11 protein-coding genes and 2 tRNA genes are annotated in these 13,236 nt (G+C 66.9%); 10 read left to right on the top strand and 3 right to left on the bottom strand.

What is annotated here, in order from left to right; all coding sequences use genetic code 11:
• Positions 1-31 precede the first annotated feature (31 nt).
• From CK625_RS00430 to serB, 5 genes are all read left to right on the top strand, one after another.
• Positions 32-1,162: a Re/Si-specific NAD(P)(+) transhydrogenase subunit alpha gene (locus CK625_RS00430; protein WP_095538322.1), complete on the top strand. Its 1,131-nt coding sequence runs from the start codon at positions 32-34 to the stop codon at positions 1,160-1,162.
• A 50-nt stretch (positions 1,163-1,212) separates the two neighbouring features.
• Positions 1,213-1,548 carry an NAD(P) transhydrogenase subunit alpha gene (locus tag CK625_RS00435; protein WP_095538323.1) on the top strand — a complete coding sequence of 112 codons (336 nt, stop codon included), beginning with the start codon at positions 1,213-1,215 and terminating at the stop codon, positions 1,546-1,548.
• Positions 1,545-2,957: an NAD(P)(+) transhydrogenase (Re/Si-specific) subunit beta gene (locus CK625_RS00440; protein ID WP_095538324.1), complete on the top strand. Its 1,413-nt coding sequence runs from the start codon at positions 1,545-1,547 to the stop codon at positions 2,955-2,957. Before CK625_RS00435 ends, CK625_RS00440 begins: the two co-directional genes overlap by 4 nt.
• Before the next feature lie 87 nt (positions 2,958-3,044).
• Positions 3,045-3,500 (top strand): TonB family protein, encoded by a 456-nt coding sequence (locus tag CK625_RS00445; protein WP_172425039.1) that lies wholly within the window; start codon positions 3,045-3,047, stop codon positions 3,498-3,500.
• Positions 3,497-4,210 carry a phosphoserine phosphatase SerB gene (gene serB, locus CK625_RS00450; RefSeq protein WP_095538326.1) on the top strand — a complete coding sequence of 238 codons (714 nt, stop codon included), beginning with the start codon at positions 3,497-3,499 and terminating at the stop codon, positions 4,208-4,210. Before CK625_RS00445 ends, serB begins: the two co-directional genes overlap by 4 nt.
• A gap of 42 nt (positions 4,211-4,252) precedes the next feature.
• Here serB and CK625_RS00455 read toward each other — a convergent pair whose 3' ends face one another.
• On the bottom strand, positions 4,253-6,466 hold the full coding sequence (locus CK625_RS00455) for an ATP-dependent DNA helicase (protein ID WP_095538327.1): 2,214 nt from the start codon (positions 6,464-6,466) through the stop codon (positions 4,253-4,255).
• A gap of 157 nt (positions 6,467-6,623) precedes the next feature.
• On the opposite strand from CK625_RS00455, the gene CK625_RS00460 reads away from it, so the two are divergent.
• Positions 6,624-6,700: transfer RNA gene (locus CK625_RS00460), tRNA-Pro, on the top strand.
• Positions 6,701-6,865: 165 nt separating this feature from the next.
• On the opposite strand, the gene queF is transcribed toward CK625_RS00460, so the two are convergent.
• Entirely contained in the window at positions 6,866-7,735 is an 870-nt protein-coding gene (queF, locus tag CK625_RS00465; RefSeq protein WP_095538983.1) for an NADPH-dependent 7-cyano-7-deazaguanine reductase QueF, read from the bottom strand.
• 21 nt (positions 7,736-7,756) lie between these two features.
• The gene (locus CK625_RS00470; RefSeq protein ID WP_095538328.1) at positions 7,757-8,842 is read right to left on the bottom strand and encodes a branched-chain amino acid aminotransferase; all 1,086 of its coding nucleotides are present in this window, start codon (positions 8,840-8,842) and stop codon (positions 7,757-7,759) included.
• A gap of 359 nt (positions 8,843-9,201) precedes the next feature.
• Here CK625_RS00470 and CK625_RS00475 point away from each other — a divergent pair.
• From CK625_RS00475 to CK625_RS00490, 4 genes are all read left to right on the top strand, one after another.
• Positions 9,202-9,292, top strand: a tRNA-Ser gene (locus CK625_RS00475).
• A 303-nt stretch (positions 9,293-9,595) separates the two neighbouring features.
• Positions 9,596-10,321: a guanylate kinase gene (gene gmk, locus CK625_RS00480; RefSeq protein WP_095538329.1), complete on the top strand. Its 726-nt coding sequence runs from the start codon at positions 9,596-9,598 to the stop codon at positions 10,319-10,321.
• A 93-nt stretch (positions 10,322-10,414) separates the two neighbouring features.
• The gene (rpoZ, locus tag CK625_RS00485; protein ID WP_095538330.1) at positions 10,415-10,618 is read left to right on the top strand and encodes a DNA-directed RNA polymerase subunit omega; all 204 of its coding nucleotides are present in this window, start codon (positions 10,415-10,417) and stop codon (positions 10,616-10,618) included.
• Positions 10,619-10,982: 364 nt separating this feature from the next.
• Positions 10,983-13,184 carry a RelA/SpoT family protein gene (locus CK625_RS00490; protein ID WP_095538984.1) on the top strand — a complete coding sequence of 734 codons (2,202 nt, stop codon included), beginning with the start codon at positions 10,983-10,985 and terminating at the stop codon, positions 13,182-13,184.
• The last annotated feature ends 52 nt before the right edge of the window (positions 13,185-13,236 follow it).

The raw sequence follows: 13,236 nt of genomic DNA on the forward strand, positions 1-13,236 counted from the left end.
TGCTGTGATTCAACCCTGGAAGGAGGCATGCATGCGCATTGGTGTACCCCTGGAGACGGCCGCGGGCGAGACCCGGGTGGCAGCCACGCCCGAGACGGTCAAGAAGCTCGTGGCGCAAGGCCACGAGGTGCTGGTGCAATCGGAGGCCGGCCTGGCTGCGGCGGCCACGGACGAGGCCTACCGCGCCGCAGGCGCGCAAATCGTCGATGCCGCTGCGGCCTTGGGGGCCGAGCTGGTGCTGAAGGTGCGCGCGCCCTCGGCGCAGGAGCTGCCGGCGCTGCAACCCGGCGCGGTGCTGGTGGGCATGCTCAACCCCTTCGATGCGCAGGGCCTGCAGGCGCTGGCCGATGCGCGGCTGACGGCCTTCGCGCTGGAGGCCGCGCCGCGCACCACGCGCGCGCAAAGCATGGACGTGCTGTCCTCGCAGGCCAACATCGCCGGCTACAAGGCGGTGATCATGGCCGCCGATGCCTATCCGCGCTTCTTCCCCATGCTGATGACGGCCGCTGGCACCGTCAAGGCCGCCAAGGTGGTGGTGCTGGGCGTGGGCGTGGCCGGGCTGCAGGCCATTGCCACGGCCAAGCGCCTGGGCGCCACGATCGAGGCCAGCGACGTGCGCCCCAGCGTGAAGGAGCAGGTCGAGTCGCTGGGCGCCAAGTTCATCGACGTGCCCTATGAAACCGACGAGGAGCGCGAGGCCGCCGAAGGCGTGGGCGGCTACGCCCGGCCCATGCCGGCGAGCTGGCTTGAGCGCCAGAAGGCCGAGGTGGCCAAGCGCGTGGCTGCGGCCGACGTGGTCATCACCACGGCCCTGATCCCCGGCCGCGCCGCGCCCACGCTGGTGACCGAGGACATGGTGCGCGCCATGAAGCCCGGCGCGGTGATCGTGGACATCGCCGCCGGCCGTGGCGAGGGCGGCGTGGGCGGCAACTGCCCGCTGACGCAGGCCGACGCCACCGTGGTGCGCCACGGCGTGACCATCATCGGCCAGACCAATCTGCCGGCGCTGGTGGCCGCTGACGCCTCGCAGCTGTATGCGCGCAACGTGCTGGACTTCCTCAAGCTCATCCTGCCCAAGGACGAGGGCCTGAAGATCGACACCGAGGACGACATCGTCGCCGCCTGCCTGATGGCGCGCGATGGCCAGCTGCTGCGGCGCTGAGGCCCACCGCCCCCGCTTTGCATGAACCCACCGAGTCAAGGAGAGAAGGCATGGATTTCGTATCCCCGATCGTGACCAATCTGATCATCTTCGTGCTGGCCATTTACGTGGGCTACCACGTGGTCTGGAACGTCACCCCCGCGCTGCACACGCCGCTGATGGCGGTGACCAACGCCATTTCCGCCATCGTCATCGTCGGCGCCATGCTGGCCGCCGCGCTCACCGAGGGCGGCTTTGCCAAGCTCATGGGCGTGCTGGCCGTGGCGCTGGCGGCGGTGAACGTCTTTGGCGGCTTTTTGGTCACGCGCCGCATGCTGGAGATGTTCAAGAAGAAGGAGCGCAAGCCCGCTGCCGAGGCCAACGCCAAGAAAGGGGGCGCGGCATGAATCTGGTCACCCTGCTGTATCTGCTGGCCAGCGTCTGCTTCATCCAGGCGCTCAAGGGCCTGTCGCACCCGACCACTTCGATCCGCGGCAACATCTTCGGCATGACCGGCATGCTCATTGCCGTGCTGACCACGGCCGGGCTGATCATCAAGCTCGGCGGCGCGGGCGGCCTGGGCTGGGTCATCCTGGGCCTGCTGGCCGGCGGCACGGCCGGCGCCATCATGGCCAAGCGCGTGGAGATGACCAAGATGCCCGAGCTGGTGGCCTTCATGCACAGCATGATCGGCCTGGCCGCCGTCTTTATCGCCGTGGCCGCCGTGGCCGAGCCCTGGGCTTTCGGCATCAGTGCCAAGGGGCTGCCCATCCCCGGCGGCAACCGCATCGAGCTGGCGCTGGGCGCCTTCATCGGCGCCATCACCTTCACCGGCTCGGTCATTGCTTTTGGCAAGCTCTCGGGCAAATACAAGTTCCGCCTGTTCCAGGGCAAGCCCGTGGTGTTTGCCGGCCAGCACTGGCTGAACCTGGCGCTGGGCCTGCTGGCGCTGATCTTCGTGCTGACCTTCTGGGGCGGCCAGGGCTGGTTCTCCATGACCATGGTGATCGCGCTGGGCTTTGCGCTGGGCGTGCTGCTCATCATCCCCATCGGCGGGGCGGACATGCCCGTGGTGGTGTCCATGCTCAACAGCTACTCGGGCTGGGCGGCCGCGGGCATTGGCTTTTCGCTCAACAACAGCATGCTCATCATCGCCGGCTCGCTGGTGGGCAGCTCTGGCGCCATCCTCAGCTACATCATGTGCAAGGCCATGAACCGCTCGTTCTTCAACGTCATCCTGGGCGGCTTTGGCGGCGATGCGGCCGCCGCTGCGGGCGGCGAGCAGGAGCAGCGCAGCGTCAAGAGCGGCAGCGCCGACGATGCGGCCTTCGTGCTGGGCAATGCCGACAGCGTGGTCATCGTGCCCGGCTACGGCCTGGCCGTGGCGCGCGCGCAGCATGCCGTCAAGGAGCTGGCGGCCAAGCTGACGGAAAAAGGCATCGACGTGAAATACGCCATCCACCCCGTGGCAGGCCGCATGCCCGGCCACATGAACGTGCTGCTGGCCGAGGCCGAGGTGCCCTACGACCAGGTCTTCGAGATGGAAGACATCAACGGCGAGTTCGGCCAGGTGGACGTGGCCATCGTGCTGGGCGCCAACGACGTGGTCAACCCCGTGGCGCTGCAAAAGGGCAGCCCGATCTACGGCATGCCCATTCTGGAGGCCTACAAGGCCAAGACCGTCATCGTCAACAAGCGCTCCATGGCCGCCGGCTACGCCGGGCTGGACAACGAGCTGTTCTACATGGACAAGACCATGATGGTTTTTGGTGACGCCAAGAAGGTGGTGGAAGACATCACCAAGGCCATTGAGTGATGCCCACGCATGCCCACGCGCGCGGGCCAGGCAACAAGGCTTGCCTGGCCCGCAGGCGTTTCATTGCTTGAGGATGTGCCCCGCGCCATGCTGACTTCACCTTTGCCCTCACTGTGCCGCACAGGTTGTGCGGCGGCCTTGGCCTTGGCCGTGCTGGCCGGTTGCACCTCCAAGCCCGATGTCGTCACCCCGCCGAGCCTGATGTACGCGCTGGCCGTCGCTTACCCCGCCAAGGCCCTGCGGCAGGGGCTGGAGGGCAAGGCCATCGTCGAGCTGCATTACGACGCGCAAGGCCAGGTGCTGCAGGCGCACATCCAGCAAAGCAGCGGCCATGCCGAGCTGGATGCCGCAGCCTTGGCAGCGGCTGGCAAGGCCCGCCTGCAACCGGGCACGCGCAATGGCAAGCCCGAGGCCGGCCGCGTCGGGCTGCCCGTGCAGTTCGAGATCCCCAAGCCCGCAGCGCCTGCGCCTGAAACCACGTCTGCGCCTGAACCTGCGGCCCATCCCTTTGCGACCCCAACCCAACGATCGAGCGCCCCATGAGCAAACAAGAATGGGCCCCCGGCCTGGAAATCCAAGGCATCGCGCCGCCGCTGGCGCTGCAAGACTTTCGCCTCATCGCCTTCGACATGGACTCCACGCTGGTGACCTCCGAATGCGTGGACGAAATTGCCGACGTGGTGGGCAAGAAGGCCGAAGTGGCCGCCATCACCGAGGCGGCCATGCAAGGCATCATCACCGACTACAAGGAAAGCCTGCGCCAGCGCGTGGCGCTGCTGCAGGGCGTGACGCTGGCGCAGCTGGAGCAGGTCTATGCCGAGCGCGTGGCCCTGACCCCCGGCGCAGAGCAGCTGGTGCAGGCCTGCCAGCGCGCCGGCCTCAAGACCATGCTGGTCTCCGGGGGCTTTACCTTCTTCACCGACCGCATCAAGCAGCGCCTGACGCTGGACTTTGCGCGCTCCAACCAACTGGAAGTGCAGGACGGCGTGCTCACCGGCCGCATGCTCGATCAATCCTGGGGCGACATCTGCGACGGCGAGGAAAAGCGCCGCGCCGTGCTGGACCTGGCCTCGCTGATGGGCATCTCGCCCGAGCAGGTCATCGCCGTGGGCGACGGCGCCAACGACATCCCGATGATGCAGGCCGTGGGCCTGTCGGTGGCCTTCCACGCCAAGCCGCGCGTGCGCGCCCAGGCCAAGGTCGCCATCAACCAGGGCGGGCTGGAGCGGCTGCTGGAAGTGTTCAAGGCTTGAGCCAGCGCCTTTCAAGGCGCAAGGCCCTGAAGGGCGTGGCCCTTATGCCTGGGTGTCGGTCGCGCCGTCACCGGCCGCGCTGCCATTGGCCGTGTCGCCACCGGCTGCGTTGCCACTGGCCGGGGGGCCGGCGGCGTCTTGCTGGTTGCGTGCGGCCAGGCGGCGCACGGCTTCGGCAAAGCCGCTGCGGCTGCGCATGCGTGCCATGGGCGGCAGGTTGGCCAGCAGTTGCCGACCATAGCCCTTGTGCACGATGCGCGGGTCGCACAGCACCAGGATGCCCTTGTCTGTCTCGGTGCGGATGAGCCGGCCGGCGCCTTGCTTGAGGGCGATGGCCGCCTCGGGGACGAACAGCCGGGTAAAGGCGTTTTCGCCCAGGGATTCGTAGCGCCGCGCCCGCGCCTGCACCAGCGGGTCGTGCGGCGGCGGGAAGGGCAGCTTGTCGATCACCACCAGCTGCAAGGCGTTGCCGGGCACGTCAAAGCCTTCCCAGAACGTGGCCGATGCCACCAGCACGCGGCCATGCTGCGTGGCGCTGGCGGGCTGGCGAAAGCGCTGCATCAGGCGCTGCTTGGATTCATCGCCCTGCACCAGCACTTCGATGCCGCTGCCGTCGCCCAGCTGCGCGCGCAGCGCATCGCCGATCAGGCGCAAGGCCTTGAGCGTGGTGGTCAGCACCAGGGTGCGCCCGCCCAGGGCCAGCGCGCCTTGCGCGGCCAGCTCGGCCACGGCCTGGCCATGGGCCTGCACGTTGGACGGCTCGGGCATGTCCGCGGGCACGTACAGCATGGATTGGCGGGCGAAGTCAAACGGGCTGGGCACTTGCAGAATGCGTGCGGCCTCCAGCCCGCAGGCCTGGGTGAAGTGGCTCAGGCTGGCATCGGCGCCCAGGGTGGCGGAGGTGAAGATCCAGGCGTGTGATGGCGCAGGCAGGGCGGGTGTGGCGGCGGCCAGATCGGCCTGCGGGGCATGGCCATCGGCGCTGGCGCTGGCATCGGGGCCGGCGTTGGCGATATTGGCGGTATTGGCGGCGTGGCAGGCCTGGCCGTCCGTGCCTGTGCCCAGGCGCCAGTGCGCGCGCATGTCCTCGGCAATGTCCAGCGGGCTTTCGACCATGCGGATGGTGACCTGCCCGATTTCCATCCAGCGCACGCGCCCCAGCCTGGCCGGGCCGGCAAACAGGCGCGCCTTTTGCCAGTGGGCATGGCAGCGCAGCTCCAGGCGGGCCAGCTCCGGCGCGGAGTCCTTGACGGTTTGCAGTGCCTGATGCAGGGCGTGCAAGGCGTCGGCCTGGGCTTGCAGGGCTGATTGCCAGGCCTGTGGGGCGATGCCTTCGGGCGCGCCCTCGTCCCAGTTCAGGCGCAGGTTGCTGGCCTCGCCCACGCAGCGCATCCATTGCTTGCAGGCCTCGTCCACCTCGAACACCAGCTGGGCCCAGTCGCCCAGGCCGCGCGCGAGCTTGTTGCAGGTGCGCAGGGTTTCGCGCGCGAAGTCCAGCAGCTGGGAGTTGCTCCACTGCTCGCCCAGGAAGTTGACGCCGGTTTCATTGAATTGGTGGGCTTCGTCGATCACCACGGCGCGCACGCTGGGCAGCAGCTCGACCATGCCGCTTTCGCGCACCTGCAGGTCGGCAAAGAACAGGTGGTGGTTGATGACCACCAGGTCTGCGGCCAGGGCCTGCTTGCGCGCCTTGTTGACGTAGCACTGCGCGAAGCTGGGGCATTGCGAGCCCAGGCAATTCTCGCGCGTGGAGGTCACCAGCGGCAGGTGCGGCGAGCGTTCGGTAAAGCCGGGCATCTCGCTCATGTCGCCCGATTGCGTGGTGTTGGCCCAGCGGCGCACGCGCGCCAGCCAGCGCAGCTGGCCTTCGCTGCCGGCGTCGAGCTCGGATTCGGCCAGCTCCAGCCGGTAGGGGCACAGATAGCTGCTGCGCCCTTTGAGCAGCGCGGCCTGCAGGGAGATGCCCAGGGCCTTGCGCAGAAAGGGCAGGTCGCGAAAGAAAATCTGATCCTGCAGGGCCTTGGTGGCGGTGGAGACGAGAATGCGCTCGCCGCTGAGCAGGGCAGGGATGAGGTAGGCAAAGGTCTTGCCCACGCCCGTGCCGGCTTCCACCACCAGCGCCCCGCCGTCGCTCAAGGTCTGGGCCACGGCGCGGGCCATGAGCAGCTGGCCTTCGCGCAGCTTGTAGCCCGGGTTGGCCTTGGCCAGCGCCCCCTCAGGCGCGAAAGTGGCATCGACGATTTCAGGCAGATTCATGGGCTGGGCAGGCGGCAAGAGGGCGATTGTCGCCAAATTTCCCGGCAAGTTGCGCGCGCGATGGCCCGAACTCGCCAAAACCGGCCCCGAAACAGCATAGAATACGCGCCGCCGTTGAGGCGCTGGCCATCGCATCGCAGTGCTGGCCGGTTGGTATCGGGGTGTAGCTTAGCCTGGTAGAGCGCTACGTTCGGGACGTAGAGGCCGGAGGTTCGAATCCTCTCACCCCGACCAGTTTCCACACGAAAATCGCATGTCTGCGGCCCTTGCGGGCGCGGCGTTTGAGCAAAGCCCAGCAGCATCTGCCTGGGCTTTTTTGTTGTCTGTCGTCGGGGGATGGGGCCTGCCTGCGGCACGCCGTCACGCCCACGCGGGGCTAGGCGTGGCCGGCGCGCAGGGCTATTGCCGGGCCGTGCGCCAGTTGCGCGGCGCGGTGTGGGGGCTGCTGCTGCGCCAGGGGTTGATGTCCAGGCCGCCGCGCCGGGTATAGCGCGCATAGACGCTCAGCTGCGTGGGCTGGCAGCGCTGCCAGATGTCCAGGAAGATGCGCTCGACGCAGTTTTCGTGAAAGCCCGTGTGGTTGCGGAAGCTGACGATGTATTGCAGCAGCGCGGCCTGGTCGATGGGGGTGCCGCTGTAGCGGATTTGCACGCTGGCCCAGTCGGGCTGCCCGGTCACGGGGCAGTTGCTTTTGAGCAGGCGGCTGCACAGGGTTTCGCTGACCGGGGGCTCGCCCTGCGCGCTGCGCAGCAGGTCTGGCTGCGGCGTGTAATGCTGGCATTCGACGTCGAGGCGGTCGAGGTCGATGCCCTCGAGCTCGGCCAGCTGCTCGGCGCCGAAATCGGCGGCCTCGACCAGCTGCACGCCGATGCTGGCCTGTTGCCCGCTGCCGCGCCAGGCGGCTTCGGAGAGGTCATCGAGCAGGCACTGGCGCAGCGCGGCGCTGTCGGCAAAGCGGTGGTTGTTCAGGCTGTTGAGGTAGAGCTTGAGGGACTTGCTTTCGATGATGTTGGGCGTCTCGCACGGGAACACCAGGTGGGCGATGGCCACCTGGGGCTTGCCGCGCGGGTTGAGCCAGCTCAGCTCGAAGGCGCTCCAGATGTCGGCGCCGATGAAGGGCAGGCGCCTGGCCGCGCCAAGGCCCAGTTCCGTGCGCTGCGCCGCGCGCGGGATGGGGTAGAGCAGCGTGCGGTCGTAGCGGCTGGGGTAGTCAACCTCGCGCCCCAGCGGCAGGGCGCTGGGGCAAGGTGTGCAGCTGGGCGCTGGCATGGTCATTGCGCAGTGCCCGCCTCAGGCCAGGGTGCGCACCCAGCCGCGGGTGTCGGGCAGCTTGCCGCGCTGCAGGCCCAGCAGCTGCTCGCGCAGCGCGCTGGTGACGGGGCCGCTTTCCCCATTGCCGATACTGAAGCTGCCGCCCTCGAACTGCACTTGGCCGATGGAGGCCACCACGGCGGCCGTGCCGCAGGCAAAGACTTCCGTGACATTGCCGCTTTCGACATCGGCGCGCCACTCGTCGAAGGCGTATTTGCGCTCTTGCACGTCGATGCCCTGGCTGCGGGCCAGCTCGATCAGCGAGGCGCGCGTGATGCCCGGCAAGATGGTTCCCAGCGGGGTGGTGAACAGGCTGCCGTCCTTGCGCACGAAGAAGATGTTCATGCCGCCCAGCTCTTCGATCCAGCGGTGCTCGGCGGCATCGAGAAACACCACCTGCTCACAGCCGTTTTGCTGCGCCTGGGCCTGGGCGATGAGGCTGGCGGCGTAATTGCCGCCGCACTTGGCCGCGCCCGTGCCGCCCTCGGCCGCGCGCGTGTACTGCTGCGAGACCCAGACCTTGACGGGCTTGGGGCCGTTTTTGAAATAGTCGCCCACGGGCGAGGCGATGGTGCAGAAGGTGAACTGGTGCGCCGGGCGCACGCCCAGAAACGGCTCGCTGGCGAACATGAAGGGGCGCAGGTAGAGGCTGCCGTTGCCGCCGGGGATCCAGTCCTTGTCGATGCGCACCAGGGCTTCGACGGCTTCGAGGAACATGGCCTCGGGCAGCTCGGGCATGGCCATGCGCGCTGCCGAGGCGTTGAAGCGCCGGGCGTTTTCATCCGGGCGGAACAAGGTGATGCGATCGCCCTCGCCACGGTAGGCCTTCATGCCCTCGAAGATTTCCTGGCCGTAATGCAGCACGGCGGCGGCCGGGTCGATGGAGAAGGGGGCGCGCTTGCGGATGCGCGCATCGTGCCAGCCGCGATCCTTGCTCCACTCGATCGTGGCCATGTGGTCGGTAAACGCGGTGCCAAAGCTGCCTTGGGCCAGGATGGCCTGGCGCTCTGCAGCGGGGGTTGGGGTGTCGCTGGGCAAGACCTCGAACGTCAACGCATGGGACATGGAAAAAACTCCTGACAGAGGGTGAAAGAGCGGGCCCGCCCGGCGCAGGGCGGGCGGGCCAGGAAAACTGCGGCGGCGGCGCCTGTGGGCGCAAATTGCTTGTGAGACAGACTTTGGGCGCTGTCCAAGAACGCACGCAGGCCGTGCGGCAAAGGGGGCGGAGGACGGGCGCCGAGCAAACAGCTGCACATGATAGTCGCAGCGCAGGCCTTGCGCCGCCTGAGCGGGGGCGGGAGGGCAGGCGGCAGCGGGCCGTGGCGAGCGGCCGGGATGGGCCGCTCGCCAAGCGCCGAGAATGCGCTGAGGAGGCAGGATTTTTTGCAGGCCCTGCCGAATCGGCTACAATGCGCGGCTTTCCCGGAGAGATGGATGAGTGGTTTAAGTCGCACGCCTGGAAAGCGTGTGTGGGTTAATAGCCCACCGCGGGTTCGAATCCCGCTCTCTCCGCCACGTGGCCTGGCCCCGGCCGTTCATTGTTTCGGCAAGCGTTGATTGATTGACTGCCTGCCCGCATCGGAATTGCCAAGCCTGTGCTCATCGACGATCTGAATTGCCCATGTATCAAACCCTTGTAATTCGCTGCGAGTTACAAGGGTTTTCTCGTTCTGCGGTTCTGCGGGGCGGCAGCTCGGGCGCGGGCTTTGATGGCCGCAGCCCAATGCAGGACTTTTCCGGCCCGATCCTGGCTGGCGCCGTGATTTTTCACTAACCCCTGCGCCCGGGGCAATCCCCGGGCAATTGCTTGGCATTGCTATGGCCTCTTCCAATTTGCATTCCAACTCGTCCGAACAGCCGTTGCCGCCGGGGGCGCTGGCCGGCGCGGCTTGCGCGGCGGAGGCAGGGGTTGGCAGTGAGGCCGAATACCCGGGCAACTTGTTTGTTGTTGCAGCGCCCAGCGGGGCGGGAAAATCCAGCCTGGTCAAGGCCTTGCTGGAGCTGGATACGCGGGTGTTTCCCACGGTGTCGCACACCACGCGCGCGCCGCGCGGGCAGGAAAAGCACGGGCGGGAGTATTTTTTCATCCCCGCCCATGAGTTCGATGCCATGGTCGCGGCCGATGCCTTCATCGAGTGGGCCAACGTCCATGGCAACCGCTATGGCACGGCCAAAAAGGCTGTTGAAGACCGCATTCAGCAAGGCGCCGATGTGGTGTTGGAAATCGATTTTCAGGGCGCCATGCAAATCCGCAATGTCTTTGCCAACGCGGTGCTGATTTTCATTCTTCCGCCCAGCCTGGAGGAATTGCGCTCCCGCCTGGAGCGGCGCGGCGAGGATCGGCCTGATGTGATCGAGCTGCGCATGCGCAATGCCAGTGTGGAGATGGCCCAGGCCGGCAGTTTCGATTATGTGATCATCAACGATGTGTTCGAGCGCGCGCTGTTTGACCTGAAAAGCATCGTGCATGCACAGCGTTTGCGCTACAGCGCGCAGCGGCGCGCCCAGGCGCAGGTGTTTCACGCCCTGGGGATACAGGCCTGATCGGGCAAATTGTTTTATTCTTTCTTCTAGGCAGGCAGTGCGCAGTGGAGTGGGCGTTGCCGCATGCGGAAGATTCTTTGAAGTGAGGTTCTCATGGCTCGTATTACTGTGGAAGACAGCTTGGCGCAAATCCCCAATCGGTTCCAGCTGGTGCTGGCAGCGACGTATCGCGCCCGCATGATCAACCAAGGCCACACCCCCAAGGTGGAAAGCAGCAACAAGGCGGCGGTGACGGCCTTGCGTGAAATTGCCGACGGCAAAACCGGCATCGAAATGCTGCGCCGAGTCCCCACCTGATGCCGGCCCTGGCTTGCCGTGCCGTGCAACAGCGATGCCCGCCCCTGTGGCGGGCTCTTGCGTTTTGCCAGGGGGGGCGCTGCAAGTATGGCGATGCCGCAACGTTCAGGGCTGGCATGGTGGGCGCAGTGCAGGGCAGGGGGCGCTATTGCCGCGTTCATGCGTTAAGATCGTAAAAAATGCTTGAAAACGTGGCAACGCATGGCGCGTTTCCTGCTGCCCTGCGTTGCCCGCGTGCGATGGCTGCTGCGGGCAGTTGGCGTGCCGCCCCTGCCGGCCCCAAGCCTTGCTCGGTGTCCACTTCTTCCAGACATGTACGATGAAAACGGCAGACCAGGTAGATTCTGCGGGCCAGGCGCCTGCGATGTCGGCGGAGCATGAGGCCCTGGTGGCCCAGACGTTTGCTGCGTTTGCCAGCACTGTCGAGTACCTGAGCGAGCAAGACCGCGCCCGCGTGGCCGATGCCTTTGCCTTTGCCAAGAAAGCGCATACGGGCCAGTACCGCAACAGCGGCGAGCCCTATATCACACACCCGATTGCCGTGGCCGTCCTGTGCGCGCAGTGGCGTCTGGATGCCCCGGCCTTGATGGCGGCGCTGCTGCACGATGCCATGGAGGATTGCGGCATCACCAAGCAGGACATCGTGCAGGCCTTTGGCGCCGATGTGGCCGAGCTGGTCGATGGCCTGACCAAGCTGGAAAAGCTGGAGTTTCTCTCGCGCGAGGAGAATCAGGCGCAGTCGTTTCGCAAGATGCTGCTGGCCATGGCCAAGGATGTGCGCGTCATCCTGATCAAGCTGGCCGATCGCACGCACAACATGCGCACCCTGTCGCTGGCGCCGCGCAGCAAGTGGGCGCGCATCGCACGGGAGACGCTGGAAATCTACGCCCCCATCGCCAGCCGGCTGGGCGTGAATGCCGCTTGCCGGGAGCTGCAGGAGTTGGCCTTTGCCCATTTGTACCCCTGGCGCTGCCAGACCCTGACCAAGGCGGTGGAGAAAGTCCAGCGCCGCCGCCAAGGCATGGCGCAGAAGATCCGCAGCGAGCTGGAGGCCGCTTTTGCCCAGCGCGGCATCCCCGTGCGGCTGCTGGAGCAGCAGCAGGAGCTCTACCAGATCTATCTGCAAATGACCCGCAAGGGCATGAGCTTTGCCAAGGTGAACGACATCTTCGGCGTGCAGGTGCTGCTGGAGGACGTGAACGCCTGCTATGCAGGCCTGGGCGTGCTGCACCAGACCTACCGCCCTGTGCCCGGCCATTTCCGCGACTACATTGCCAACGCCCAGCCCAATGGCTACCAGTCCTTGCACACCACCTTGCAAGGCCCTTCCGGGGTGCAGGTGCAGGCCCAGGTGCGCACCGAAACCATGCACCTGGTGGCCGAGGCCGGCATTGCGGCGCATTGGCTGTACCAATCCCAGGGGCTTGACGGGCTGCTGGCCGACCAGCTCAATGGCCGCTGGCTGGCCTCGATGCTGGAGATCGAGAACTCCTCGGCCGATGCGACGGACTTTCTCAACGACGTCAAGGTGGACTTGCATCCGGCCTCGGTCTACGTCTTCACGCCCAAGAACCAGGTGGTGACCCTGCCCGTGGGCGCCACGGTGGTGGATTTTGCCTACGCCATCCACAGCCGTGTGGGCGATCACATCGCCGCGGCACAGGTCAATGGGGCGGCGGTGTCGCCGCATACGGTGCTGAAAAACGGCGATACGGTGCAGATCATCACCTCCGAACAGGCCCGCCCCCAGCTGGGCTGGATCGAATTCGTCAAGACCGGGCGGGCCCGATCGCGCATCCGCAGCTACTTCAAGCATGTGGATCAGCAAGAAGGGCTGGCCCTGGGGCAGCGGCTGTTCAATCGGGCTCTGCGCGTGGCCGGCTATGCGGCGCTGCCTGCGCCGGAGACCGAGCAGGCGCAGGCCATTTGGCGGCAGCTGGGGGTTTTGTACCAGGGCAAGTCGCGCGAGCAGCTGCTGCTGGAAATCGCGCACGGCCGCCTGATCGCCGGCGAGTTGGTGGCGCAGATTGGCCGCTTTCTGCAGGAGGTGGGGTTGCGCCCGGACGCGCTGGTCATGTCCAAGGAGCGAATGGTGGCGCAGCAGGCCGCGCCGGTCGTGCTGGCCGTTGGCGGTGCCGATGGCGCGCCGGCGCGCTATGCGGTTTGCTGTCGCCCGCTGCCGGGCGACGCCATCGCCGGGCAGCTGGTCAGCGGCCGCGGCCTGGAGGTGCATCGCCTGGAGTGCCCCGTGGGGCAGCGCCGCCGTGACAAGGAGCCTGCATCGGCCATGGCGCTGGAGTGGGTGGATGAGCCGCAGGCCGAGTTCGACGCCATGCTGCTGCTGCATTTGCGCAATACCCAGGGGGCCTTGGCCGAGGCGGCCTTGGCGGTGGCGCGCGCCGGCGTCAACATCCTGCGGCTGGAGATGCTCGAGGAAGGCCGGCTGGAAATCCTGGAGGCGCGCATGAACGTGGCGGTGCGCAACCGCGCGCATCTGGAGCAGTTGCTGAAAAACCTGCGCCGCGTTCGCTCCGTGCAGCGCGTCGAGCGCTTCATGGCCGAGTAAGCCAAGCTGCGTGCAGCAGCCCTGCCCGATCTGGGGCGAGCGCTGTTGGCGG

The sequence above is a fragment of the Vandammella animalimorsus genome (assembly GCF_002285265.1).
In the GTDB taxonomy this organism is placed as follows: domain Bacteria; phylum Pseudomonadota; class Gammaproteobacteria; order Burkholderiales; family Burkholderiaceae_C; genus Lampropedia.